Below are 24,735 nucleotides of genomic sequence, written 5' to 3' on the forward strand. Positions count from 1 at the left end.
GTCGTTGCAATTAGCAAGGCTCTTCGTTCGGTTTCCCTGCATCCGTAGCTGTCCGGAAGCTTGAGCCGCAGCCGCAGGTTGCAGTAGCGTTCGGGTTATTGATGGTGAAGCCACCCGTCATGCCGGATTCTTCAAAGTCGATTTCGAGACCATCAAGGTAACGAAGATTCTCTTTCTCCACGACAACCTTCATTTCTTGGATGTCCATATATACGTCCTGCTCGGTTTCATTATCATCAAAGCCCATAGCGTATGAGAATCCACTGCAACCGCCGGGCGTTACTCCAATACGGAGGAACATGTTCGGCACTTCTTGTTCAGCAAGCATCGCCTTCAGTTGTTCTGCTGCCTTTTCGCTAATATTAATCATGATCATATCCTCCTATAAATTAGATTCACTTCATAAGAAAAACTTATGTTTAAGAGACCTTCCGGTCAAAAGTTGCTTTCTTAAAAATATATACTTAATAAACTCAGTATAACCCACTATTCCATTACCCTCAAGTCACAACTGCCTTATGCTTGACCTATCACCCCAAAATAAACCATCCATATCCAGCTGTTGATCCCCTTATAAGAGAGGTTTATAATAAGAAAGGCAAACATAAGTAAAAATTCGGAAATTTGTCACGGAGGCTAACCCTCCGCTTTATTTTCATGAATGAACAGCTACCGTCTGGGTAAGTCTGGGAATTATCTGCGGGCAATGGACCCCGTAAAACTTTCAGGAGGAATTCATAACATGTCTACTCTTTTCACCCCCCAAACAGACGCCCGAATGATGAACATTATTGAAAAAGTTCGCGGCGGCGAAAGATTGAATTTAGAAGATGGCGTTTATTTATATCAAAGTAACGACCTACTTACCATTGGTCAATTAGCAAATGAAGTTAATCTTGCAAAAAACAACAACAGGGTATATTTTATCGAAAATATGAGTCTATATTTCACCAATGTTTGCGAATCACATTGTGCATTCTGCAATTTCCGCAAAGATGATGGAGAAGAGGGTGCTTATACCCTATCCGGTCAGGAAATGGTGCAATATGTCGAACAGCATATTCATCCAGGTGTACGCGAATTCCATATCGTGGGTGGGCATAATGACAAGGTTCCTTTCCAGTATTATGTGGATTCTTTAAAAGCCTTGAACGAACGTTTCCCTGAGGTAACCTTAAAAGCATACACAGCAGCTGAGATCGATTTTTTCACCCGAATTAGTGGATTGAGTATTCGTGAGGTTCTGGAACAACTGCGTGCGGCAGGTCTTAAAACACTTACCGGTGGTGGCGCAGAAATATTATCCGATCAATACCGTAAAAAAATGCGCGTTGATAAAGCTAATGTGGAAGAGTATCTGGAGGTTCACCGTACAGCACATCAGCTTGGCATGAAGACCCATACAACGATGCTCTACGGCTCCATTGAGTCTCATGAAGACCGTATTCGGCACATGATGCAGATCCGCGATCTGCAAGACGAAACCAATGGTTTTATGGTATTCATTCCATTATCTATGCAGCCTAAGAATAAGAATGCAGGGATTATGCGCCGCAACTCCGCTTATGAGGATCTGAAGACAATTGCGATCAGCAGATTGATGCTCGATAATTTCGATCACATCAAAGCATACTTCATTAATATCGGCCCTCAGCTAACTCAGGTTGCGCTGAACTTCGGTGCTTCTGACGTACATGGCACCATTCTTAAAGAACGTATTAGCCATGCGGCTGGCGCCTTAACACCTGAAGGCCTCACACGCGATGAATTGATTTGGTTAGTAAAAGGGGCTGGACGAATTCCAGTAGAACGCGATACGTTCTACAATCCGATAAAGGTATACGAATAAAAGACTACCTTAGATCCGTTATCCTATATTGAAAGGAAGTTCGGTCAGCATGAGAACACTACTCGTTCTGGGCGGCGGCTATGGCGGCTTGGCCCTCATTCAAGAATTGCTCAATAATCATCTTCCTCAGGATATTGAAATTATCTTAATTGACCGAATGCCTTATCAAGGAATCAAAACGGAATATTATGCACTTGCCGCAGGTACAGTAACGGACTATCACTTGCGGATTCAATTTCCGGTTCATCCCCGTCTTACCATCCGTTACGGGGAGGTGAGTTCCATTGATTTGGATAGCAAAATCGTTACAATGGAGCCTGACGAAACGGTGTCTTATGACATTCTAGCCATTGCGCTAGGCTGTACTGACAATTACCATAACATCCCTGGGGCTGATCAATACACTTGCAGTATCCAGACCTTTGCAGGGACTCGGGAGACTTATCAACGCTTAAACGATGTGAAGCCTTATGGAACGATAAACATTGTTGGCGGTGGACTAAGTGGAGTGGAATTGGCGGCAGAGCTTCGGGAGAGCCGACCAGATCTTAATATTGCTATTCTGGATCGCGGTGAACGTGTCTTGTCTGCTTTTCCGGCAAAGCTGTCACAGTACGTGGAAGAATGGTTTCATCACCATCAAGTACAGACGCTGGGACGTGTCTCTGTATCCCACGTTGAGAAAGATGCGCTTTTTAACGGTACAGAAGAAATTCTTTCAGATGTTACGGTATGGACAGCAGGGATTCAACCCGTGAAGGTTGTTCAGGAATTAACAGTACCGAAGGATCGTGGAGGACGGATCATTCTGGACGAGTATTATCGTATACCTGATTATCCGGAAGTGTATGTGATTGGCGACTGTGCCAGCCTGCCATTCGCTCCAAGCGCACAAGCTGCAGGAGCGCAGGGTGAGCAGGTTGCTCAGGTAATTCAAGCCTTATGGCGCGGCGAGACCCCTAAGCTTCATGCTATTCGTCTGAAGGGTACCTTAGGCTCACTAGGCAAGAAAGCTGGATTTGGTCTGATGGGCCAACGCTCCGTTAAAGGACGGGTTCCACGTATTCTCAAGAGCGGTGTGCTCTGGATGTCGAAACGCACTTTAGGATAAACCTAAGGGCTGCTCTTTTCCGTATTTATAACGGAAAAGAGCAGCCCTTTATTTTTAAAAAATAAATTATATGTTGCGCGACTACTTAGTCAAGGTCTATATTGAACCAAGCCTCTAGCTCTTTGATTTTGGCAGAAATCTTTTCTTCTAGCTCGTCAACAGTATCTGCTGCAACGATGTCTCCTTCGACCATGGCGAAAGGTGTTAAATAACATTCCCCACAATTGTTCAGGCATCCGTATTCGATTACATCGTAATCGGGATTTTCCTCCAGCTTATGCATTAGTTTGTCTGTTCCGTGACCCATGTTACTGGCACAAAATTCAATAATTGGTCTCATGATGATCTCCCTGTTCCGCCTAACCATTTTATTTTTTAACTTTTTGTACTATAATGAACTTACGAAAGGAGTGATTGAGAAATGAGTGAGAATGCACAAAGCACCGAAATGTATGATGAAGTATTGGAAGTGCTGGATAAGCTTCGTCCGTTCCTACAACGCGATGGCGGCGACGTTGAACTAGTTGATGTAGAAGACGGCATCGTTAAGTTGAAACTTATGGGTGCCTGCGGCAGCTGCCCAAGCTCCACGATCACCTTGAAAGCCGGGATTGAACGCGCTCTTCTTGAAGAAGTAGAAGGCGTACAAGAAGTTATGCAAGTATTCTAATCCCATTCAATATCATTCCCGATCTTCCTCTTCAGGAGATCGGGATTTTCTTATTATAGTGGATTTACCCTTCTCCTACAACATACAGCATAAAACCCGCATGCCATTAGGCAGCGGGTTTTATGCTGTAATTAGAGAGTAAGCTAGCTCTCTGTCTTAAAATGCTGGAATGATCGAGCCTTTGTACTGCTCTTCAATGAACGCTTTCGCTTCTGGAGAATTCAGTGCAGCGGCAAGCTTTTTGATTGCATCGGAATCTTTATTGTCAGGACGAGCTACCAGGATGTTAGCATAAGGAGAATCCGTACCCTCGATGAACAAAGCATCTTTAGTAGGAACCAGGTCAGCTTCTAAAGCATAGTTAGTGTTAATCAATGCAAGATCCACTTCATCTAATTGACGACCTAACATTGCAGCATCTAGCTCGATGATTTTAAGGTTTTTCTTATTTTCAGTAATATCCGCTTGGGTAGATGTGATGTTGGTATCATCTTTTAATGTAATCAGACCATTTTTAGCAAGCAAGATTAGTGCACGACCACCGTTTGTAGCATCATTCGGGATGGCAATTTTCGCACCGTCTGCCAGTTCGTCGATGGATTTGATTTTTTTAGAATAAGCACCAAAAGGTTCAACATGAACAGCTGTTACGGATACTAGATCCGAACCGTTCTTTTGATTCTGGTCATCTAGGTAAGGCTGATGTTGGAAGAAGTTAGCATCCAGGTTCTTCTCTGAAAGCTGAACGTTTGGTTGAACATAGTCAGTAAATTCTTTGATTTCCAAAGTAATTCCTTGAGCTTCAAGCAATGGAGCAATAGCTTTTAGAATCTCTGCGTGTGGAACAGGTGAAGCACCGACCACCAATTTCACTGGTTCTGTAGTTGACCCGTTTGCAGCACCGTTGTCTGGCGCACTAGTGGCAGCCGAGTTAGAAGCATTATTGTTATTGCCGCAAGCAGCTAGCACCACAACCAGTGTCAGACTAAAAAAAGTAAGTAGTAATTTTTTCATTTTAAATCCCCCTCTTATCCTTGGTATTTGTATGAATAAGGCTATATATGGACGTACCTTATTTCCGTGTGAAATGCCGTACTAGTCGATCACCGGCCATTTGTAGCAATTGCACCAGTATGACCATCAAGACTACTGAGATAATCATAACTTCCTTCTCATAACGGTAATATCCGTAACGGATTGCTAGATCCCCTAGACCACCGCCGCCTACCATCCCGGACATTGCCGTATAGGAAACCAGTGTGACCAGTGTGATCGTAACTCCAGCGAGTAGACCTGGACGAGCCTCTGGCAAAAGAACGCGCATAACGATCTGATTCGTGGATGCTCCCATCCCTTGCGCCGCTTCGATTACTCCGCGATCTACTTCTCTTAACGCCGTTTCCACCAAGCGAGCAAAGAATGGAGCTGCACCAATCACCAGCGGTGGGATCGTACCGAGTACTCCGATAGAAGTTCCAACAACGGCTTTGCTAAATGGAATTAATGCTACCATCAAAATGATAAACGGTACGGATCGTAAGATGTTTACAACGAATGATAAGACCGTGTAAATTACTCTGATTACTATACTATTCGATCTTCCCCATAAATACAATAGAATTCCGAGTGGTAAACCAAGAATAATTGTGAACAATCCGGAAAATATTAACATTTGCAAGGTAGCAACTGTAGCATCCATCATTTCTTGCCAGTTTAAATCTGCGAAATTCATTACGAAATCACCTCCACTTCAAGACCTTGAGCGGTTAGTTCGGCTATTGTCACAGCAATCGCTTCAGCTGGACCCTCGAACCTTACAATCATTTGTCCATAAGGTACGTCTTTAATCGTTGAAATGGTGCCGTGCAAAATGGCAAAGCTAACACCTGTTTCTCGTACTACATTGGAAAGTGCGGAGCCGTAGGTCTTTTCTCCGAAAAAAGTAATTTTGACGGCCTGAGAGTTGTCCCCAGCAGCAGCGTCAAGCGCCGTACGAAGGGGTCCCTCATTCTGTGACTCACTACGGATGAAATCGCGAGTAACTTCATGCTGCGGCTTTAAGAATACCTCCGTAACTTTACCTTGCTCAACGATACCACCACCATGAATAACCGCAACACGATCGCAGATACTCTGAATCACGTGCATTTCGTGAGTGATCAGCACAATAGTCAGATGGAACCGTTTATTAATATCGAGCAATAGCTTAAGGATAGAGTCTGTCGTTTGTGGATCAAGCGCAGAGGTTGCCTCATCACATAGCAGCACATCAGGATCGCTGGCAAGTGCCCTCGCGATGCCGACCCGTTGCTTTTGCCCTCCTGATAACTGAGAGGGATACTTATCCCGGTGTTCTTCTAGCCCAACTAAGGCAAGCAAGTCTTTTACTTTTGTATCAATATCTGCTCTCGAAGTACCTGTGAGTCGCAGAGGAAAAGCAATATTATCGTACACTGTCGCAGATGATAGCAGATTGAAATGTTGAAAAATCATCCCAATTTTGCGCCGCTGTTCCTGCAGCTGACCTTGAGTAAGCTTGGTTAGTTCAATGCCATCTACCCAAACTTCCCCTTCTGTCGGACGCTCCAACAAATTAATGCAACGGATCAATGTACTTTTTCCCGCTCCAGAATGGCCAATAACTCCGAATATTTCACCTTTTTCGATAGACAGATTCAATCCGGAAAGTGCTGTGGCCGCTTGGGTGCCTTTTCCATATACCTTTGTTATTCCTTTTAGATTAATCAACGATCATCGCCCCCTTTATATTTCACTTATTCCATACAAAAAAAACCTCCGACGATCGATGCAGATCGCAAGAGGCTCTGTGTGTTTATTTAGACAATGCCTTCTCATCTGCCAACGACCACAAACCTTGCGCCATTGTAGGAATTAGCACCATGACATTTGTACATAACGCTTATCGCGCTGTATACAAATCGGTTGCCGGGCTTCATCGGGCCTATCCCTCCGCCACTCTCGATAAGATATAGAGTATAAAATTTATGTTTGAATTCGTACAGACTTTAATGCAAGCATAAGTATAGTAAGTTTCTTGTTTTTTGTCAAAAGGAAATATATTGAACGCTTATGATTTTACCCGATTTGGCTTGCTTATTTCCTTACGCAACTGCTCATTGCTGTAGCTATATGCTGCGATTAACGTCTTACAGTTCATTTCGAGGGATTGCTTTAAATCCTCTAGATGGCTATCTAAATCCTCAAGCTGAATTTTGTCATGCAAGCCTTGATGTCGCTGCCATAAATCATCCTGCATTTCGGAATTCATATAATGAATTTCAGCATTTCTGCGCTTGCGTAGATTCTCTAGTGGATCACGATAAGAGTTCTTGATCTGTTCCAGTTGATCCGCTAATGCTGGATGTACATTCAATAGTTGAAGTTGACGCAGCACTGTAAAATAAGAAAAGTGCGTTTTTAATTTGGAGGTTTTGAGGTCATAAAAATGATTCAGTACCGTTCCAAGCTTGTCCAGAAGAGAGAACACACGAATAAATCCATCTTTATAAAAATAAACATACCGCGCATAATCGCCTTGTTCCACTGGTGACATATCGTCCATATAACCAGCGATTACCGATTTCCGGTAAAAAGCAGCTGCGAACCAGCTTTGCTCCAATTCATCCAATGAGGAGATCAGTCCACGTGTCCAAATCTCCAGCTTGCGGTATTCATGGTCATTATCCTCATGGGCGTTCATTTCCTTGCGCAGTAAAGCTGCAAAAGTAGCCATATTCTCCATCGCATCAGCCAATACACCGCTGTTCTTTCGAGGCGGCTCTCCAAGTATAACCCGCAGCATATCCCAGTCCTCCTAAAGTTTTGTCCAGCACCACGATATACCGATTTCCACTTTATTATTCCGCAGGTAAAGCGACTCTATCCACGGTGGGAACTTTCTACCAAGGGGTTACAACGGTGTCATATGATTCTTCGGATTTTTTTCATTAACGATATTTCTCGTCCTACTCAGCTGCCAGACTCTTACACTCATATAGCACAGAACACCAAACAAACAAGCAATCAACAAAATATGAGCCAAGGCGGCAAATATGTATAATCTTTCATTATCTAAGGTGTAAACAACAGCAGCTCCACTAAACACCTGCATCAGGCACAGCAGAACAGCAGCTACGCCAAGAGCTCTTAGCTCGGGGTAATCCTTATGTTTCCAAAAAGCTAAATGTCCAAGCACCGCGGTAAGAATAAATAAGATCAAAGCCGCAATCCGGTGTGTAAAAACAATACCCACTCCCCCGGAAAGCTCAGGCACCCATTCACCGTTGCAGAGTGGCCAGCCAGAACATCCACCGCGTGAATCCGTATGACTAACAAAGGCTCCAATATAAACGACAACATAGGAATATAAGGCCGTAAAACAGGTTAAATTGCGGAAAGCTTTGCTAACGGGTTTCTTCTGAATCTCCATCTTTTGATCGTAATCATAATCGCCTGCTTCATGCCGTCTTTTTGTTCCAAGTGCAAGCATCAGAGAACTAGAAAAAGCGATTAAGGAAAAACCCATATGCAGTGCCATCACAGCAGCAGATTGGGATTTAATTACTGCAAGCGCTCCCATACCACCTTGTACAATTACAAACAACAAAGTCATAAATGCATAGACTAACAAGTCCCGACGATTTCGCGCATAACGCCAAAAAGCAAACATCGAAGCAAGTGACAATAACCCAGCCAATCCGCTAAACAAACGATGAGTGTATTCAATCATCGAACCTACAGTATAAGCAGGAATTAATTTGCCATGACAGAGAGGCCATTCATTTCCGCATTCCAATCCCGATCCAGTCTTCGTTACTACTGCTCCCCCTAGTACGGCTAGGAACATGATAAGGCAAGTAAGATAACTAAGCCATTTCAACTGATTTGTCGTCAAAAAATATCACCCGCAGTTTTTAGTAATGAAGAAGCATTTTAAAAAAACCACCGCTTTTGCTCAAACAGGCGAAAGCGGTGGTTTTCCGGAATTACTGTTGAAGACTTTGATGCACTTGAACCGCTTTATCCAGGAAATTCTCAATTTCCTCGCGGGATTTACGTAATTTATTAACGAACCTAACCAATTCACGTCCATCGGAATAAGCGACGAAGCTTGGAATCCCCATAATATTTTGTTCCTGACTAACATCACCTACAGCATCAACGTCAACCTCAACCAACGTTAAACGATCGGCATAGGCTTGCTCTACCTCAGGGATAAAAGGATCGATAAACTTACAATCCGAGCACCAGTCCGCCTTGAAGATGGCTACTGTTAAGCGTGGAGATTGAATGGCTACCTGAAATTCACCAGGAGAACTTATTTTGTCCATAGTTTGTTCCGTCCTTTCTTCCATATCTGTCAAATTTCTATTCTTTAAGTGAAGCAAATTGTCATGCAGAAGTCAAACCTATTCTCTCATACGAACACGCGCAGGCTGCAATTTCATCAGCGGATTCAACAATTTTTGCAGTGCACGCGGATAACTGGAGATTTCCTGTTTAGTAAGCACACCCAGTACAATTAGCAATACCAGGTAAATAACAACAACTGCAGCCCCTACAACAAGACAAGTGATCAGAAACGCCAGGCGTGCAGGCATTAGATCCGTTAACAGAATTCCAGCTTGGTTCAAACCAAAACCAATACCTCCGGACACAAGAACCGCAATTCCAAAGCCGCCCCACCGTTTACCCATAATTTCGAAAGGTACAATGGATTTTAGCATTCGTAAATTAAGAATAGTAATGACTACGAAACAAAGTGCTGTTGCGCCGATAATCCCGTATATCCCAAATACCTTACTTAGTAAGAAGCTTGCTACTAATTTAACAATAATACCCACTAGCACATAATACATTGAAATGCGTGATTTGCCCATACCGAGCAAGATGGAGTTCGTTGTCATCATGGTAATCTGAAAGATCGTTCCAATCGTAAGCATCGCCACAATTCCGCTTCCGTCCAAGCTGCTGAACAATAACCCGTTTACAGAATAGGCTGCTGCCACAAGTGCCAACACAATTGGCATTCCTGTCAGGATAGAAATCCGCAAAGCAAGTGTAATTTGCTTCTTCAAGTGTCCCTCATCACGACGGGCATAAGCAGCTGAAATGATCGGAATCAGCGAGGTACCTAGCGCAATGGCTAGAACCGGTGGAATTCCGGCCACACTTTGAGCACGCGTGGTTAGTATACCCAAAGCTGCTGTTGCACTCTCTCTACCCATCTGATCAATAAGCAGCGGTACAGCCAAAGAAGTATCAATTACATTCACTACTGGAATCGTAAGTGAGGAGAGCACGATCGGAATCGATAGTGTGAAAATATCTTTGTAAATTCCCCAAATCGGCAATTTTTGAGTGGTATTGTAATTTAATCCTTGCTGTTTATCCTCTCGGCGCAGCTTGATTGCAAAATAAATCATGACACCAAATGCTGCAATACTACCAATTACGCTACCGAAGGATGCTCCCGCAGCTATAGTTGTATTGTTATATCCCTGCTGTAATAGAATATAAGCTAGTAAAATAGCGACTAGTACGCGAGCGAACTGCTCTACAATCTGTGAAATACCACCAGCCATCATATTGTTACGCCCTTGAAAATATCCACGCATCATGGCAATTGCCGGAAAAAGTAAAAGCGCAGGTGCAATAGCCCTAACTGCCATCGCTGATTCAGGTACATCAGCAATATGTGTTGCATAGAACGGAGCGCCTATGTACAGCAAGGCAGTCATGATTACCCCTGCTGCTACTGAAAACAGCAATGCTGCATGATACACTTGTCTCGCCTCTTCAGGACGATTCAGAGCGTACCGCTCGGAGACCATTTTACTGAGCGTACTTGGAATACCTGCTGTAGCCACGGTGAGCAGCATTAAATAGATATTGTTCGATACCCCAAATGATGCTCTCCCCACATCATCAAAAATATGATCCAGCGGCACCCGCTGAACAAGCCCGAGTACCCTTGCCACCAAAGCTGCAGCAGCAAGGATAAGCGTGCCTTTTACGAAAGACTCTTTCTTGGACAAACCATTTCCCCTTCTTCACTGTTAAAATTAAAACCGGACGACCCAAATAAAAAAGAGGACGACCATAATAATTTGTAGCACAATTTTGACAACAGTACTACTAAACAACCCAAGTATTGATCCTACACTTACTTTGGCAGCTTTAGCTGGTGAAGAACCCACGATCAATTCTCCTATAAAGGCACCCAAAAACGGACCAATAATAAGTCCAAAGGCTGGAATTACAAATGGACCAAGGATTAGCCCAATCGTACTCCCGATAATGGATGAACGTGAGCCGCCAAATTTCTTAACGCCCCACGCCCCTACAACATAATCAGCAATAAATAGTACTACAACGATCAGCGTTTGAATGATCCAGAACCAAACACCAAAAGGCTCGAAAGAGAAGAACCAGCCATATACGAAAAAGCCAAGATAAATCGCTAGTGCACCCGGCAATATCGGATACACAGCCCCAGCCAGTCCTACGGCGAATAAAGCAATAATAAGAATCCAACCCAGGATCGTCAATACTTAACCCCCTAATAGCAAATATGCTCTATGGATTCACTTCGAATATAGCAATTCTTTATTATTGGCTGCCTAAAGAGGTTACCACTTCATTAAAAATATACTTTTGGACAACTTCAGCGATACCATCATTATTATTAGAAGCCACCACAGCGTCAGCCTCTTCTTTAACCGTCTCCTGAGCGTTGCCCATAGCGACCCCAAGCCCTGCCTGCTGAATCGCCGCAAGGTCGTTGAGGCTATCGCCAACTGCTATAACTTGGGACATTTCTAGCCCGAGCAGCTTACAGACTTCCTTGATTCCGGTCGCCTTATTCACACCTAGAGGATTAATCTCTAGATTATGCGGGGAGGAGTTCGTAATCTCCAGTCCACCCATATCTTGAAGGCGAAGCAGCAGCTTATGACGAAGCTCATCATCTTCGGTGTGATAACCGAATTTAAGCCATTCTCTGCCCGTTACATCCCCATCCCAGTTATCCTGTTTATGAACCTTTTCCGTAGAATAGGCCCAGAACCAAATGTCATCTTCCTTCGCAAGTTCATACATCTGTTTTACTAGCATAGGGTCCATCAGCGACCGGCGATAAATTTCGTGCGGCGCTCGCCACACCTCACTGCCATTCACAGTAATCATTGGTGTTCCAAGTCCAAGCTGCTCCGCATATGGAAATGCACTTGTAAAAGCTCGGCCTGTCGACAGACAGACATGAACGCCTGCGTCGACCGCCTTTTGAAGCCATTCCACCGTTGTTGGTGTAATAATTTGTTCATCATTCAGTAAGGTTCCATCCATATCCAAAGCAAGCAGGCGGTATTTGGCAGTCATTGCCACCCCTCCATTCTTGTATGCTCTCTAAAGAGCAGCTGTTTATTTTTTATTCCATATTCACCTTAGGGTCAGAGTTATTCGGTACCTGTAGCCGTTCCCTCCTTAGCAGGGTCATTAACATTATTACCTGACTGAAGGCTCTTCTTCGGAACACCATCAAGTCCGTATTCCCAATCATAAGCATCGAAAATTTTGCGTGCTACAGGCGCAGCACTTTGGGAACCAAAGCCACCCTCAGGAATGACTACGGCTACTGCCAGCTTAGGGTTATTACGTGGAGCATAAGCAATAAATACACCATTATCTCGAATTTGACCCTTAGCCACTTGCTGTGATGTTCCTGTCTTACGAGCAAAATCATAAGGGAAATCAGAAAAAGCACTAACTTCACTTCGCATACCCTGTTGTATTTCTTTCCAATAGGATTTATCGAAGGCTGTTACTTCATCCAGCACCTCACGACCGAACTCCTTGACTACTTTTCCATCAGCATCTGTAATCTTGCTAACGAGTTGAGGTTTGATCCGCTGTCCTTCGTTAGCAAGTGTAGCTACGTATTGCGCAAGCTGCAACACTGTATAACTACCTTGTTGACCGAAAGAAGCATATACAAGTGCCGCTTGTGCACTACCCGCAGCCTCTATATTGGTATAGTTAATCTGTCCTAAGAATTCATTTGGCAGACCACTTCCCGTGGATACACCAAGACCAAACTCTTTCATATACCTATCCCAGACATCTATCCCCTTACTCTTATACTTCTCATATAATCTTTTACCGACCATATCAACCATGAACGCATTCGAGGACTTCTCAATCGCTCTTGCAGGGTCCATAGAACCGTAGACATGTCCTCCAGAGTTTCTTACCTTGGTTTCATGACCTGTTTTACCAAAAGTCGCAAAGCCTTTATCTGGGTAGTAGGTTGAAGGTGTAAATAGACCTTCATTCAGACCCACGAGTACACTTAACGGTTTAATAGTTGAACCTAGAAGCAGCACCGATCTTAGTCCATTCCCTGAAGTTCCTGAAGAAATCGGGTTAATGGTACCGTTCTGGTAGTTGTCCATAATACTGTTCCAGACATCTGTAGATAAGGAGCCTGATGTCCAAATATTCGTATCGTAGTCCGGCATACTCGCCATACTGACGATATTTCCCGTATCGACTTCCATCGCCACAGCGTAACCCGTTAATGCATTAGGATGCGTTTTACCCTGTACAGGATTGGAATGCAGCCACTTAATCTGATCCATAATGGCCTGCTCTGTCTTCATCTGGATATTCTTATTAATCGTTGTCCAAACGTCGTTACCTTTCACAGGAGGGACAACTCGTTCGACTTTCTCAGCCATATTCTGTGGATTTACAGAAATTTCTTGATACCCATTTTGTCCCCGAAGCTCTCTCTGATACTGTAGCTCCAGACCGTCAAATCCGACAAATTCATCATCTTTGTACGTTAGTCCTGGCTCTGGATTGTTCTTCATAGCATTTAAGATATTCTTATAAATATTAAGGCTGTTTGCTGATTTAAAAGGCTTGATATACCCTATTGTCTGTACGGCAACCGTATCTTTATCGTAATGACGAATGCTTTCCTCGACAATTTCAAGACCTGGATATTCACCCTTATGTTCCATGAAATAGGCTACTTCCTGAGTAGTCAGATCAGCCTTAATCCGCCGTGCCATAAAGCCGAGTGATTTGCGGAAATATAAATCCAGCGCTTCAATAACATCTTCTTCTGTCATCTTTTCAGCATTTGGATCGCCATATTTATTGAAATCAGCTACCAGCTTCGCCGCCAATGCATCTGACTTGGCTTTAGCTTCCGGGGTCAGCGTAGTTTTACCGGTAATTTTATCTGTTTGTTTTGCGGTATACTCCTTATTGAGCGTAATATACAGCGATTGTACCGGCGTAGAGTACGCTAACTTCTCACCTTCAGCAGCATAAATTACACCTCGCATGGATGCAAGAGGTACATTTTTGGTATCTCTGCTTGTCTCCACTTCAGTTAAAGTCGGGCCTTCCACGAACTGCAACACAGCCAGGCGTATAATAATTACGCAAAATATAACGAACGTGCTAAAGAAAAACACGTTGAGTCGCAGGCCTATGGAACTTTTACTGCTGGTCTCATCTGGAGGTGAGGCCTGCTTACGGAAAAAACTCACAGTATATTTCTCTCCTTTTTCTCTAAAATATAAGAAACTATAAGTTTCACGTTATACATTATCCTTATATTTTTCGCATAAACGCTTACCGTCCTTTAGGGACGCCGAAGGCGTGTTTATTTGAAATAAGCCTGTTATTCTTGAATGGGTTCTGTCACAGGAGTTACATTCTTTTTTGGCACACCATCGAGCCCGTACTCCCAATCGTAGGCGTCAAAAATCTTTCGAGCCACCGGAGCAGCGCTGTTGGAGCCAAAGCCGCCTTCAGGTATAACAACCGCTACGGCCAGCTTCGGATTTTCTCGCGGGGCAAAGGCAATAAACACCCCATTATCGCGGTTTATATTTTTTCTGTCTGTTTTTTCAGAGGTACCTGTCTTACGTGCAAAATCATAAGGAAAATCATCAAAGGCACTAACTTTACTACTCATCCCCTGTTTGATCTCTTTCCAGTAGGATTTGTTAAACGTTACCTTATTAAGCACTTCTCTTTGAAATTCCTTAACCACCTTACCTTGCGCATCCGTAATCTTACTAACGAGCTGAGGCTTAATACGTACCCCTTCATTAGCAAGGGTAGCTGCATACTGGGCAAGCTGTAGTGTAGTATAGCTGCCTTGTTGACCAAAAGAAGCATAGATCAGAGCAGCCTGCGAACTGCCTGCGGCCTTAAGATCAGTATAGTTAATCTGGCCCGGTGATTCACCTGGGAGTCCACTTTTCGTAGATACACCCAATCCGAACTCTTTCATATATTCGTCCCAAACCTCAATGCCTTTATCCCCCGGATATTTCTTGTAAAGCTGTTTGCCCACCATATCGACCATAAATACGTTAGAGGAATCTGTAATCGCCTTTGCTGGACGTAGTGAACCATATACGTGACCCGATGAATTTCTTACGGAAGATTTATTATCCTTACCGAAATAGGTAATGCCCACATCTGTGTAAGTTGTTGATGTATTAAAAAAACCTTCGTTCAAACCAATTAACACACTTAATGGCTTAATCGTAGATCCCATAAACACAAGTGAACTAAAATCATGACCTGATCTACCAGACGAATTTGAAGTAATTGTACCATTCAGATGGTTATTCATGATTTTATTCCAAACAGTAGTTGGTAAGGAATCTTTGGTCCACACATTCGAATCGTAATCCGGCATGCTTGCCATAGCGACGATATTTCCAGTCTCCACTTCCATTGCTACGGCGTATCCTGTTAAAGCATCCGGATGTGTCTCACCTTGAACAGCATTGGCATGTAGCCATTTGATCTGATCCAATATAGCTTGTTCTGTCTTCATCTGAATCTTCTTATTAATGGTCATCCAAATATTATTACCTTTTACAGGAGCAACGTTCTGTTCAACCTTCTCAGCCATATTCTGAGGGGTTACCGAAATGACCTGATAACCATTTTCTCCTCGCAGCTCTCGTTGATACTGCATTTCCAGACCGTCAAATCCCACGTATTCTTCTGCTTTATACATAAGGCCAGGCGAAGCATCTTTTTTCATAGCACTACGAATATTCTTGTATAGCGCTATGTCTTCAGTCGATTTGAAAGGCTTCCCAAAGCCGACCGTTTGAACCGCCACCGTGTCTTTATCGTAGTGACGAAGACTTTCCTCCACGATGCTAAGTCCCGGATAATCGTCCTTATGCTCCATGAAATAGGCTATTTCTTTTGGAACTAATCCAGTCTTAATTCGCCGCGGTACATACCCTAAATATTTCTTGAAATCTAAATCTAATAAATCCAAGATATCTTTCTGAGTAAGCTTAGGTGCATTGGGATCTCCATATTCAGCAAAATCAGCCGCAAGTCTTGCCGCAAGCGCATTAGACTTGTTCTTCGCCTTCTCCGTAAATGAGGATTCCCCTGTTACTTTATCTGTTGTTCTAGCTGTGTAATCCTTAGTTAATGTAAGGTAAAGTGATTCCGTAGGTGTTGAAAAGGCAATCTGCTCTCCTTCGGCAGCAAAAATAATCCCACGCAACGCTGCGAGCGGAACAATTTTCGTTTCCCGATTCGTTTCTTCTTCAGACAACAGTGCTCCCTCAGTAAATTGCAAACCTGCAAGACGAACAATAATAATGCAAAAAACAAAAAAAGTGCCAAAGAAAAAAATATTCAGTCTCAGACCTACAGAATTTCTTGAAGATATCCCGTCCTTAGGCGGGGGCAGCTTACCAAACAAGCTCACCAGCTTTCTCCCCTTCTACAAGCATAAACGCCTTCTTCATCTTTATAAGGATGGTAAGTGTTTAAGCGAGAAATATAAGACATAAAGTATAGCGTAAACCTTATACTTTCTTATATTTAATGTCTGACACACCGTTACCTGCGACATTGCTCTCATGATGAAGGTGATTTCTAAGCTGCTTATTGTAAGCGTAGCACTCGCATTTAAGGTAGAGCTGTTGTAACTTGAGTTTATTGTACCACACCCAAGGAGTTCAGCGCCCTCACTCAGAGGGCGTTCTCCCTTATATGAGTTTCATCAAAGTCCTTCGGATTGAACCAATCTCCACTGCTCGCCCAAGTCGGATCCAATGGGATCCACGCTTGCCGATCACTTATATATACTTCATTCCAAGCATGTGCACCATAACCGCCACGTCCGTCATACCCTTGGCCTGTTACAACCCGTACTTGTAAGCCCTGTGAACGGGCCATCACTGCGTACAATCGGGCATAGTCTATACACACCCCTTGCCGAGTGTCGAATGTATCCTGTGGTGTCTGTTCATGCCAGACCTTGTTTTGCAAATAATTATCAGCTTTGGCATAATCGTAAGTTACACGCGAACCTACCCAATCATAGAGAAGTCTGGCTTTTTTTTCTTCGCCCTGTGCTTGTCCAGCAATGTCTTCTGCTGCTCCTATAATATCCTGAGGAATTTCGTGATCGATAACCTCATATTTTCTGCGAAGAATATCATTCATCTCAGCTGCAACGGTCTTCGTCAGGATAGGGAGCTTCTTCTGCACGGTCTCCCCAACAATAGGTTCAAATACAGCGGCAGCACTTTGACTATAGATTGGAGATGACTCCACATAACGGCTAAACCCACTCTCTGGATTTAATCCGACACAGATAAAAAGAGCAAGAACAATTACCAGGCTACGAGTTAAGCCGATAATTAATCCAACAATTGCTCCTCCCATTCGGCTTACTTGCGTAATCTTTCTATCTTTAAATTTCTTAGTACGCCGTAATTGCGGAAAAGGAAGCAACATGGATAACAATCCCAGGAGCATACGAATCAACATATAAGAAATCAGGAGTAACAGCAGAAACCGAACTAGCGGGGATTCCGATAGCACAGACACTGCCGTATAATAAATTTGCTGCCACTGGGTAAGCTTCGTATCAGGCAAACTAATCCCTGACGCCCAATTCTCTACATAAGGATTCAGGTAAGCCGCAGCTGGGATAGCTAGTACTAAAGATACTATAGTAAATAATCCTGTTCCCAGCAGTCCAAATAATCTTCCGGTGGCACTTGAGAAGCCTCTGCTCCAGCCTTGCAATAGTGAGAAGACTACAACCAGCAGGAGGGCGATGGAGATGATATTAGCATCACTCACACTAGCCATCCATCCGTTTATCATATCCGCTCACTCCTTTCGATCGCCTGCTTGCTCGGCTGTTATATTTTTTGAGTTCAAGCCTATCACTTATGTTTTTGGGCTTCCTCGATAAATGTTTTTGTCGTATCTGTAACACTCCACTTCCCAAGACTAACGCCACGGAAAGTAACCTCTACTTTATCTTCACCCGCTGCGCCCTTCACTTCAATATTTGGGGTTGTGATCGTAAATGTCCCATCTCCATTTGAAGTATACTTCGCATCCTGCGCTTCTTTAAGCATAACCTCTTGCGCTTCCTTCTTTAGCGTACTTACTGTTCCATCCGCCACCTTATTCACAGCGTTACCAATTTGGTCCATTGTAACACCACTATAGATGAATAAACCTACAACGATAACAATGACAATCGCCCATTTCAGAACGGTTTTGACCAAATTAACAACCGCAAACAGCAGGACAAGCGCAATAACAATAACTAGCCAATTTTCCCTTATAAACTGTGACCACACCTCTGGATCCATCAACCTCACAACACCCCTATCACCTAATTTCGTCCTAAGGATTCTCACTTCCCATAGACATAACGCCAATATTAATTATTATACATGAATGCCCATCATAATTCATGGTTCCACCCTCCGCGAAAGGTATACCCTACTAAACGATTTAAAAAAGCGGTATAAGCCCTCTCTGTCCCACGTAAAGTACAAGTAGTGCTTTAATTTTGTTCTTCATTATTAAGCCGTCCTGCGTTAACTTGTGCTGTAGGTGGCTCTTGGAGGTGTTTCCCTGTGAAAACTGCGCTGTGGCTATACTTATTTCTCTTTCTGGCTTTCTTCGATTTACATGCTCAGTATCCTGTCCTTACACCCTTTGCCATCTCTCTTGGTGCGGGACCCACCTTTATTGGCTGGATGATGGGCATGTACTCATTGACCCACCTTCCCGGCAATCTGCTTGCAGGCGTACTCGTCGATCGTAACGGCTCCCGCCGCTACATCGTCTTCAGCCTTGTCGCTGCGGGAGCTATTTTACTGCTGCAGGCTCATGTGCAGCTTCCATGGCATCTGCTAATGCTAAGAGCAGCGAGTGGATTCGTCCTCGCCTTCCTTTCTCCAGCATGCATGACACTGCTGGCTTCATTGTCATCGGATGCCACAGAGCAAGGTAAATATATGTCCGGACATGGTATCGTTCATACTTTAGCTTCAGTTGTATCCCCTGCAGCGGGAGCTTTTATTGTAGCAAAAGCCGGCTACTCTGGCACCTTCACCACACTTGGATGGCTGCTTATCGCAACAGGAGTCATGGCTTTTTTCAGTGTACCTGCGCCTTCAAGACGTACATTAAGCCCGCTAAGCACAGCTCAGTCACCAAAAATCCCTGCTAAGCCTTCTATTCCGCCGAAAGATGATGATCTCGTATCCAAACGTTATTACCTGTTACCTTTTTTCGTTTCCTGTTCACAAGGCGTGCTCTTTTTCGAGCTCCCACTGTCTCAAACAGGCAGTAACAGCATTCTTTCCACAGGCATCCTACTGTCACTCCTTAGTTTAGGTGCTTTGGTAACGCTCAGCATGCTCTTCCTGAACCGTCTTTCTCCGGGAGGAAGAATTGCAGCGGCATTACTGGGAATGGCCATCTGCTTCTTTGCACTCGCTTCATTCCACACCATTCCGACTGCCGCTATTCTCTTTATGCTTGGTGCGGCTAAAGGAGTGTTATTCCCTGCAATGGCATCACTTTTCATTAGTCTAGGCGGCCCTGGTCGAATGGGTCGGACCTTCTCCTTGCAGTCGATTGCCATGTCACTTGGTGCATTCGCTGGACCCGTAGCCGCCGGACAGCTAAGGGGATTCGTTTCTCCTTACTTCATAGCCTTTCTACTGCTCATGGTCGCGTTGCTTCTGCTCCCGCCTAAGAATACAGGGAAACTATCTGACCTCACTTCCAAATGGAACGGGCGAGCCGCATGATTCTTTGTTTTTACGACATTTCCCGGGGAATGAAGACTTTCCTGCACAAACGGTTGTTAAAAATGACGATCCTTCGGTAAACTATAATGAGTCTGAAGCTTGGGCCCATTTCCGGAGGTGATTTTCAGTTAATGTCCATTACGATTATTGTCGAAGGCAAAAACGATCGTAGCAGATTACGGCGTGTGCTGGTACCGGAAGTAGAAATCCTATGTACCTTTGGCACATTAAATACACTTAAATTAGAGTCCCTTCGGCAACAAGTAGGGGATGGAGAAGTGTACCTTTATCTGGATAACGACTCTTCTGGCAAAAAAATACGCAGTGTTCTCCGTGATGCTTTCCCCGATGCCGGTCACATCTATACTCGTCGCGGATATGCTGGGGTGGAGGGTACGCCCGATGAATACAATATCACTCAGCTTGAGAAAGCTGGATTGGAAGATTTCATCGTCTATCCTGAACCCCTTCCTTTTTAAGCTGAAACAAGCATAAACGCTTATCGTCCTTATAAGGACGATAAGCGTTTATGTGAGAAATATAAGGATACTATATAGCGTGAAACTTATATTTTCTTATATTTTCTTATATTTTATTTTAAAAAACGCCTTCTTCGTTATCCCTTCCAAAAAGGGGTATTCGAAAAAGGCGTCTTTGGTGATCGGTATGTTCTATTCCCGAGCCAATTCCTTCAGCTGAGCCGCAAGAAATTCAGGGGTTACGGTCTCCGTATCACCTGCGTCATACAATGCACGAAGACGATTGTCTCGGTCAACTAACGCTATACGGTTGGCATGTACGAAATTTTCTTTGGAATTCCCCGCGATTAGTACCTTAAAAGAATCAGTCGCCAGCTTACGAACTTCTTCCTGATCTCCCCGCAAGAAATACCATCCATCATAATTCGCCTGAAAACGGTCCGCAAACGTCTTAATAGCTTCCCGAGTATCATTCTTCGGATCAAAAGAGATAGAGACAAACTCCGTATCTTTACCAAAGCTGCCATCCTCAACCAAAATCTTCTGAGTCTGAGATAACAAAAACGTAGTTATAGGACATACATCCGGACACTGAGTAAAAAAGAAGTATACCAACCGTGCTTTACCTTGTGTATCAGCCAGAGTAATCTGGTCTCCATTCACATTTTCAAGAGAAAAGTCCTGTACTTCTCCGATTACTGGCAGTTTTTCTTTTCCTAAATTCAAAGAGTTAACTGCCAGATAACCAGCCATAATCAAAGCAAGTAATAGCAGAAGCCAAGTCCATTTATAACGCTTAAAGGTCTGCACGGACACGTATACCCTCCCTCTTCTTAACCGTGAATCGTATTTAATACAAGTACGATCAAACTAACTGTCAGGTAGTTAATGGAGAAGAGGAAGTTCTTCTTCGCCCAGACTTCATCATCTTTAGCCTTAAAGCCCATCAAGGTCAATACTAACCAAGCCAAGGACAACGCTGTTGAAATGATTAGATAAAATATGCCTGCGTAATCGTAGGCGTACATTAACACTGGAATAGGCAGCAAAAGGGCTACATAAGGAATCATCTGAAATTTCGTACGCCGCGTTCCTTTAACTACAGGTAGCAATGGAAATCCTGCCGCTCTATATTCTTCTTTACGTCTTATACCCAAAGCCCAGAAGTGAGGAGGCTGCCATAAAAACAACATGGCAAAAATCAGCCAAGCGCCTAGATCAACGCTTCCTGAAACCGCGACATAACCAATTACCGGAGGCATCGCCCCAGAAATTGCACCTACTGAGGTGCTCCATGTTGATGTCCGCTTCAACCAAAGCGTGTATACTACAACGTAAACGAACATGCCAACAATTCCAAACAGACCGGCAAGCATACCCGAAAAAGCAAACAGTACGATCAAACCTGCAATACCAAGCCCAATGGCGTATAATAATACAATGTTTGGTTTCAGTCGTCCTGTAGGAAGCCCCCTTTCACGGGTTCTTTCCATCTTCATGTCCAGGTCACGGTCGAAATAGTTATTAAAAACACAGGCCGAAGCCATAACCAGCATTGTTCCTAGCAGAGTTAGAACTAACCTGCCGTAATTAACATCCCAACCTGAGGCAAGCCAATATCCCGCAAAGGCCGCAATGAGGTTAGATCGGATAATACCGGGTTTTGTTACGGTAATGAAATCACGCCAGCCAGCACCTTCCGGTGGAGATTTTGCAGACATAGCTGCTGAGTCGGAAGAAGCTTGAAATGTTATATGATTGTCCACACCTAATGATCCTCCTTCTAAACGAACATCTAACGTTCTAGCCGAAGCATTTAAAACTTCGCTGTTAACTTTATCATAACAAACCCGTGAAGACTTTGACAGTCATGGGGCAGTAAGTTCATGAATTCGACAATTACGTGACAATAATTATTTTATATTTATTGCAATCCCCTTAATAACCTGAGCTGTATTTGGGTAATTATTAATAGAGAACTTCCGAACAACAAAGGAGAACTGACCAATGGATACTGCTACACATTTAGTTATGGGCCTAGGCTTAGCTGGGCTTTCCTTCGTTGATCCCATCGTTGCTTCTGATCCGAAACTGGCCGGAGCTGTTATGCTGGCAACGGTTCTCGCCTCTCAGGCTCCTGATGCTGATACTGCGCTGCGACTGAAGGACAATGCATTGTATATTCGTAACCACCGAGGAATCACACATTCCCTACCCTTTCTAATTCTATGGCCCGCCCTGATTTCCTTCGTGTTAGGGCCCTTATTCGGCTTTACTGATTTACAAGCCCTAAGCCATATTGCGCTATGGAGCTTCATTGGTGTAGGTGTTCACGTATTTTCTGATCTATTTAATACCTATGGAACTCAGGCTGCTCGTCCATTCACGGAGAAATGGATTGCCTGGAACATCATCCATATTTTTGATCCGTTTATATTTGGTAGCCATATCGCTGCCATCCTTCTCTGGATCACCGGTATCGTTCCACCGCAACCTTTATTTATTACGCTTTATGCCTGTACTATTCTTTACTATATTTGGAGAACCGTCGTTCACGCTCGCCTTACGCGTAATATCAAGCTTAAGGATTTACATCATAATGTCGGCGAACGTTATATTGTAATCCCTACAATTTCACTAAAGCGCTGGAACGTAGTAAAAGTAAAACAAGATGGCAGCTATAATGTTGGGCAGTTAGTGAATAACCGTCTGGAATGGTTCAAACATGCTGTTTGCTCGAATCATCCCGCTGTGGAGATATCCAAGTCGCACCCTGATATTCAGTCTTTTCTATACTTCACCTCTTATGCAGTAGCCGAAGTGGAGGAACTTCCTTCAGGATATATGGTGCGCTGGGGGGACGTGCGTTATTTACACCGCAAACAATACCCATTTGTGGCTGTATTAGTGATGGACAATCAATATCGACCTTTAAATACGTATGTAGGTTGGCTTAGCAGCGAGAAGCTCGATAAACGATTTTCCATTGATCCCGGTTCTTTACGATGAAACTGTAGACTTACGCAGAGATCTATTCTATAATCACAAAAAATCCCGGAGTATGGTTATCATACTCCGGGATTCATTTTAGTAGACATAGAAAGGAAGGCTCTCCTAATGGGTAAAGGACTTTCACTTTGGTTCGCTTGTTCTTCTATTCTTATTCTTACAGCCGCTTCAATCGCGATCAGCTATAGCTTTTGGTTGGCACTTCTGCTCGGGTTTCTCTGTGTTATGAATATTGGCTGGGGATTTATCCTCAAAGCCAAGATCAGACGCAAACAGGAAAGCCTAAGCGCTGATTAGATTAACGAGCTGGCAGAAATCCCATCCGCTCTTTAACTCCATTCAGCGTCTCTGTTGCAACAATACGTGCGCGACCAGCTCCTTCAGCAAGAATATCTGTGATCGCACCCGAGCTACGAATTTCATTATATCTTTGTTGTAAAGGCTCAAGCGTGGAAACAACCACTTCAGCAAGATCCTTCTTAAAGCCGCCATACATTTGTCCTTCATAACGATCGGCAATTTGCTGAAGTGTCATTCCAGAACACTCAGAATAAATACTCATCAAATTACTGATTTCTGGCTTATTAGCCGGATCAAAGATCACTTCACGTCCAGAATCAGTCGTTGCACGGCTGATTTTTTTACGAATTACGTCCGGTGAATCTAACAGAGCAATATAGCTTCCAGCGTTTGGATTGCTCTTGCTCATTTTTTTGGTGCCATCATCTAGAGACATAATTCGTGCGCCAACCTCTGGGATAAATGGCTCAGGAATGGTAAAGAATTCGCCAAAACGATTATTGAAGCGCCCAGCTAAATCACGAGTCAACTCCAAATGCTGCTTCTGATCTTCTCCTACCGGCACAAGATCCGCATTATAAACTAGAATATCTGCTGCCATCAGGGAAGGATAGACGAAAAGACCAGCGCCGACAGAATCCTTACCTGATGATTTATCTTTAAACTGGGTCATACGCTCCAGCTCGCCCATCGCTGTAAGTGTCGTCATAATCCAGCCTAGTTCAGCGTGCTGCGGCACATGCGACTGCATATAAACATTAGAACGTGCAGGATCAATTCCTGCTGCAATAAATAGAGCCGCTACAGACTCTGATTGCTCACGTAGCGCCGCTGGATCTTGAGCTACAGTGATCGCATGCATATCGACAACCATAAAGAAACATTGATGATCATCTTGCAGCTTCACAAAATTTTTCAGTGCTCCTATATAGTTCCCCAGTGTAAGTGAACCGCTCGGCTGAATGCCTGACATTACTTTTTTCATAATAGAGACCTCCGTTTGATGTAATTTCTAAGTTTCCGAGAACGCAAAAAAAGCCTCATCCGCAAGGGACGTGAGACCGTGGTGCCACCCTTATTCGCTGCTTAATCTTGTTAAGACAAGAAGAAAACAGCCTTCGTCTTCCGTTAACGGAGAAGATCCGGCCGGTCTACTA

General features: G+C 43.8%; 25 protein-coding genes, 1 riboswitch and 1 other annotated feature (1 of these 27 only partly in view). Of the genes, 7 read left to right on the plus strand and 18 right to left on the minus strand.

What is annotated here, in order from left to right; all coding sequences use genetic code 11:
- Positions 1–10: 10 nt before the first annotated feature.
- A complete protein-coding gene (locus NSU15_RS25550; protein WP_042130895.1) occupies positions 11–370 on the minus strand; it encodes an iron-sulfur cluster assembly accessory protein in 360 nt (119 codons plus the stop codon).
- A gap of 372 nt (positions 371–742) precedes the next feature.
- On the opposite strand from NSU15_RS25550, the gene mqnE reads away from it, so the two are divergent.
- On the plus strand, positions 743–1,849 hold the full coding sequence (gene mqnE / locus NSU15_RS25555) for an aminofutalosine synthase MqnE (RefSeq protein ID WP_042130896.1): 1,107 nt from the start codon (positions 743–745) through the stop codon (positions 1,847–1,849).
- Between the two features lie 49 nt (positions 1,850–1,898).
- Positions 1,899–2,960: an FAD-dependent oxidoreductase gene (locus NSU15_RS25560; RefSeq protein WP_042130897.1), complete on the plus strand. Its 1,062-nt coding sequence runs from the start codon at positions 1,899–1,901 to the stop codon at positions 2,958–2,960.
- 85 nt (positions 2,961–3,045) lie between these two features.
- Here NSU15_RS25560 and NSU15_RS25565 read toward each other — a convergent pair whose 3' ends face one another.
- On the minus strand, positions 3,046–3,300 hold the full coding sequence (locus NSU15_RS25565) for a YuzB family protein (protein ID WP_042130898.1): 255 nt from the start codon (positions 3,298–3,300) through the stop codon (positions 3,046–3,048).
- Positions 3,301–3,381: 81 nt separating this feature from the next.
- Here NSU15_RS25565 and NSU15_RS25570 point away from each other — a divergent pair, with 81 nt between their 5' ends.
- A complete protein-coding gene (locus NSU15_RS25570; RefSeq protein WP_042130899.1) occupies positions 3,382–3,630 on the plus strand; it encodes a NifU family protein in 249 nt (82 codons plus the stop codon).
- Between the two features lie 156 nt (positions 3,631–3,786).
- Here the strand turns inward: NSU15_RS25570 and NSU15_RS25575 are convergent, their stop codons facing one another.
- The 13 genes from NSU15_RS25575 to NSU15_RS25635 form a co-directional block, all read right to left on the minus strand.
- On the minus strand, positions 3,787–4,644 hold the full coding sequence (locus NSU15_RS25575; RefSeq protein ID WP_339288018.1) for a MetQ/NlpA family ABC transporter substrate-binding protein: 858 nt from the start codon (positions 4,642–4,644) through the stop codon (positions 3,787–3,789).
- A 58-nt stretch (positions 4,645–4,702) separates the two neighbouring features.
- Positions 4,703–5,362, minus strand: a complete 660-nt coding sequence (locus NSU15_RS25580; protein ID WP_339288020.1) for a methionine ABC transporter permease — start codon at positions 5,360–5,362, stop codon at positions 4,703–4,705.
- Positions 5,362–6,378 (minus strand): methionine ABC transporter ATP-binding protein, encoded by a 1,017-nt coding sequence (locus NSU15_RS25585; protein WP_339288021.1) that lies wholly within the window; start codon positions 6,376–6,378, stop codon positions 5,362–5,364. Before NSU15_RS25585 ends, NSU15_RS25580 begins: the two co-directional genes overlap by 1 nt.
- A gap of 101 nt (positions 6,379–6,479) precedes the next feature.
- A riboswitch (SAM riboswitch) is annotated at positions 6,480–6,619 on the minus strand.
- Positions 6,620–6,718: 99 nt separating this feature from the next.
- Positions 6,719–7,453 carry a Cthe_2314 family HEPN domain-containing protein gene (locus NSU15_RS25590; protein WP_042130903.1) on the minus strand — a complete coding sequence of 245 codons (735 nt, stop codon included), beginning with the start codon at positions 7,451–7,453 and terminating at the stop codon, positions 6,719–6,721.
- A gap of 108 nt (positions 7,454–7,561) precedes the next feature.
- Entirely contained in the window at positions 7,562–8,545 is a 984-nt protein-coding gene (locus NSU15_RS25595; RefSeq protein WP_076119503.1) for a heme A synthase, read from the minus strand.
- A gap of 91 nt (positions 8,546–8,636) precedes the next feature.
- Entirely contained in the window at positions 8,637–8,981 is a 345-nt protein-coding gene (locus NSU15_RS25600; RefSeq protein ID WP_042130904.1) for a thioredoxin family protein, read from the minus strand.
- A 78-nt stretch (positions 8,982–9,059) separates the two neighbouring features.
- On the minus strand, positions 9,060–10,688 hold the full coding sequence (locus NSU15_RS25605) for a polysaccharide biosynthesis protein (RefSeq protein WP_042130905.1): 1,629 nt from the start codon (positions 10,686–10,688) through the stop codon (positions 9,060–9,062).
- Positions 10,689–10,715: 27 nt separating this feature from the next.
- Complete coding sequence (locus NSU15_RS25610; protein ID WP_042130906.1) at positions 10,716–11,201, minus strand: DUF456 family protein; 486 nt, start codon at positions 11,199–11,201, stop codon at positions 10,716–10,718.
- 61 nt (positions 11,202–11,262) lie between these two features.
- The gene (locus tag NSU15_RS25615; protein WP_042130907.1) at positions 11,263–12,030 is read right to left on the minus strand and encodes a Cof-type HAD-IIB family hydrolase; all 768 of its coding nucleotides are present in this window, start codon (positions 12,028–12,030) and stop codon (positions 11,263–11,265) included.
- A gap of 77 nt (positions 12,031–12,107) precedes the next feature.
- The gene (locus NSU15_RS25620; RefSeq protein WP_339288024.1) at positions 12,108–14,213 is read right to left on the minus strand and encodes a penicillin-binding transpeptidase domain-containing protein; all 2,106 of its coding nucleotides are present in this window, start codon (positions 14,211–14,213) and stop codon (positions 12,108–12,110) included.
- A 134-nt stretch (positions 14,214–14,347) separates the two neighbouring features.
- Positions 14,348–16,423 (minus strand): penicillin-binding transpeptidase domain-containing protein, encoded by a 2,076-nt coding sequence (locus NSU15_RS25625; RefSeq protein WP_339288025.1) that lies wholly within the window; start codon positions 16,421–16,423, stop codon positions 14,348–14,350.
- A gap of 266 nt (positions 16,424–16,689) precedes the next feature.
- On the minus strand, positions 16,690–17,835 hold the full coding sequence (locus NSU15_RS25630) for a transglutaminase-like domain-containing protein (protein WP_339288026.1): 1,146 nt from the start codon (positions 17,833–17,835) through the stop codon (positions 16,690–16,692).
- A gap of 62 nt (positions 17,836–17,897) precedes the next feature.
- Positions 17,898–18,335 carry a hypothetical protein gene (locus tag NSU15_RS25635; protein ID WP_042130909.1) on the minus strand — a complete coding sequence of 146 codons (438 nt, stop codon included), beginning with the start codon at positions 18,333–18,335 and terminating at the stop codon, positions 17,898–17,900.
- Between the two features lie 270 nt (positions 18,336–18,605).
- Here NSU15_RS25635 and NSU15_RS25640 point away from each other — a divergent pair, with 270 nt between their 5' ends.
- On the plus strand, positions 18,606–19,790 hold the full coding sequence (locus NSU15_RS25640) for an MFS transporter (protein ID WP_339288028.1): 1,185 nt from the start codon (positions 18,606–18,608) through the stop codon (positions 19,788–19,790).
- Between the two features lie 131 nt (positions 19,791–19,921).
- A complete protein-coding gene (locus tag NSU15_RS25645; RefSeq protein WP_339291464.1) occupies positions 19,922–20,269 on the plus strand; it encodes a DNA primase in 348 nt (115 codons plus the stop codon).
- Between the two features lie 192 nt (positions 20,270–20,461).
- On the opposite strand, the gene NSU15_RS25650 is transcribed toward NSU15_RS25645, so the two are convergent.
- Entirely contained in the window at positions 20,462–21,085 is a 624-nt protein-coding gene (locus tag NSU15_RS25650; protein ID WP_231573923.1) for an SCO family protein, read from the minus strand.
- 17 nt (positions 21,086–21,102) lie between these two features.
- Positions 21,103–22,035, minus strand: coding sequence for a heme o synthase (cyoE, locus tag NSU15_RS25655; protein WP_042130912.1), 933 nt, complete (start codon positions 22,033–22,035; stop codon positions 21,103–21,105).
- Between the two features lie 241 nt (positions 22,036–22,276).
- Between cyoE and NSU15_RS25660 the strand changes: the two genes are divergently transcribed.
- Positions 22,277–23,278, plus strand: coding sequence for a metal-dependent hydrolase (locus NSU15_RS25660; protein WP_042130913.1), 1,002 nt, complete (start codon positions 22,277–22,279; stop codon positions 23,276–23,278).
- A 108-nt stretch (positions 23,279–23,386) separates the two neighbouring features.
- Entirely contained in the window at positions 23,387–23,575 is a 189-nt protein-coding gene (locus tag NSU15_RS25665) for a hypothetical protein (protein ID WP_042130914.1), read from the plus strand.
- A gap of 1 nt (position 23,576) precedes the next feature.
- On the opposite strand, the gene trpS is transcribed toward NSU15_RS25665, so the two are convergent.
- Positions 23,577–24,563: a tryptophan--tRNA ligase gene (trpS, locus tag NSU15_RS25670; protein ID WP_076119512.1), complete on the minus strand. Its 987-nt coding sequence runs from the start codon at positions 24,561–24,563 to the stop codon at positions 23,577–23,579.
- 61 nt (positions 24,564–24,624) lie between these two features.
- Positions 24,625–24,735 (minus strand) — a binding site (T-box leader); it runs 129 nt beyond the window's last position.

Origin of the sequence: Paenibacillus sp. FSL E2-0201 (assembly GCF_037963325.1) — a bacterium.
GTDB lineage: Bacteria > Bacillota > Bacilli > Paenibacillales > Paenibacillaceae > Paenibacillus_AQ.

Bases quoted from the DNA above. Each gene is read 5' to 3' on its own strand.
- NSU15_RS25550 (WP_042130895.1), bottom strand. From the start codon at position 370: ATGATTAATATTAGCGAAAAGGCAGCAGAACAACTGAAGGCGATGCTT.
- NSU15_RS25600 (WP_042130904.1), bottom strand. From the start codon at position 8,981: ATGGACAAAATAAGTTCTCCTGGTGAATTTCAGGTAGCCATTCAATCT.
- NSU15_RS25660 (WP_042130913.1), top strand. From the start codon at position 22,277: ATGGATACTGCTACACATTTAGTTATGGGCCTAGGCTTAGCTGGGCTT.
- NSU15_RS25615 (WP_042130907.1), bottom strand. From the start codon at position 12,030: ATGACTGCCAAATACCGCCTGCTTGCTTTGGATATGGATGGAACCTTA.
- mqnE (WP_042130896.1), top strand. From the start codon at position 743: ATGTCTACTCTTTTCACCCCCCAAACAGACGCCCGAATGATGAACATT.
- NSU15_RS25565 (WP_042130898.1), bottom strand. From the start codon at position 3,300: ATGAGACCAATTATTGAATTTTGTGCCAGTAACATGGGTCACGGAACA.
- NSU15_RS25580 (WP_339288020.1), bottom strand. From the start codon at position 5,362: ATGAATTTCGCAGATTTAAACTGGCAAGAAATGATGGATGCTACAGTT.
- NSU15_RS25590 (WP_042130903.1), bottom strand. From the start codon at position 7,453: ATGCTGCGGGTTATACTTGGAGAGCCGCCTCGAAAGAACAGCGGTGTA.
- trpS (WP_076119512.1), bottom strand. From the start codon at position 24,563: ATGAAAAAAGTAATGTCAGGCATTCAGCCGAGCGGTTCACTTACACTG.
- NSU15_RS25570 (WP_042130899.1), top strand. From the start codon at position 3,382: ATGAGTGAGAATGCACAAAGCACCGAAATGTATGATGAAGTATTGGAA.
- NSU15_RS25560 (WP_042130897.1), top strand. From the start codon at position 1,899: ATGAGAACACTACTCGTTCTGGGCGGCGGCTATGGCGGCTTGGCCCTC.
- NSU15_RS25645 (WP_339291464.1), top strand. From the start codon at position 19,922: ATGTCCATTACGATTATTGTCGAAGGCAAAAACGATCGTAGCAGATTA.
- NSU15_RS25630 (WP_339288026.1), bottom strand. From the start codon at position 17,835: ATGATAAACGGATGGATGGCTAGTGTGAGTGATGCTAATATCATCTCC.
- NSU15_RS25635 (WP_042130909.1), bottom strand. From the start codon at position 18,335: ATGGATCCAGAGGTGTGGTCACAGTTTATAAGGGAAAATTGGCTAGTT.
- NSU15_RS25575 (WP_339288018.1), bottom strand. From the start codon at position 4,644: ATGAAAAAATTACTACTTACTTTTTTTAGTCTGACACTGGTTGTGGTG.
- NSU15_RS25665 (WP_042130914.1), top strand. From the start codon at position 23,387: ATGGGTAAAGGACTTTCACTTTGGTTCGCTTGTTCTTCTATTCTTATT.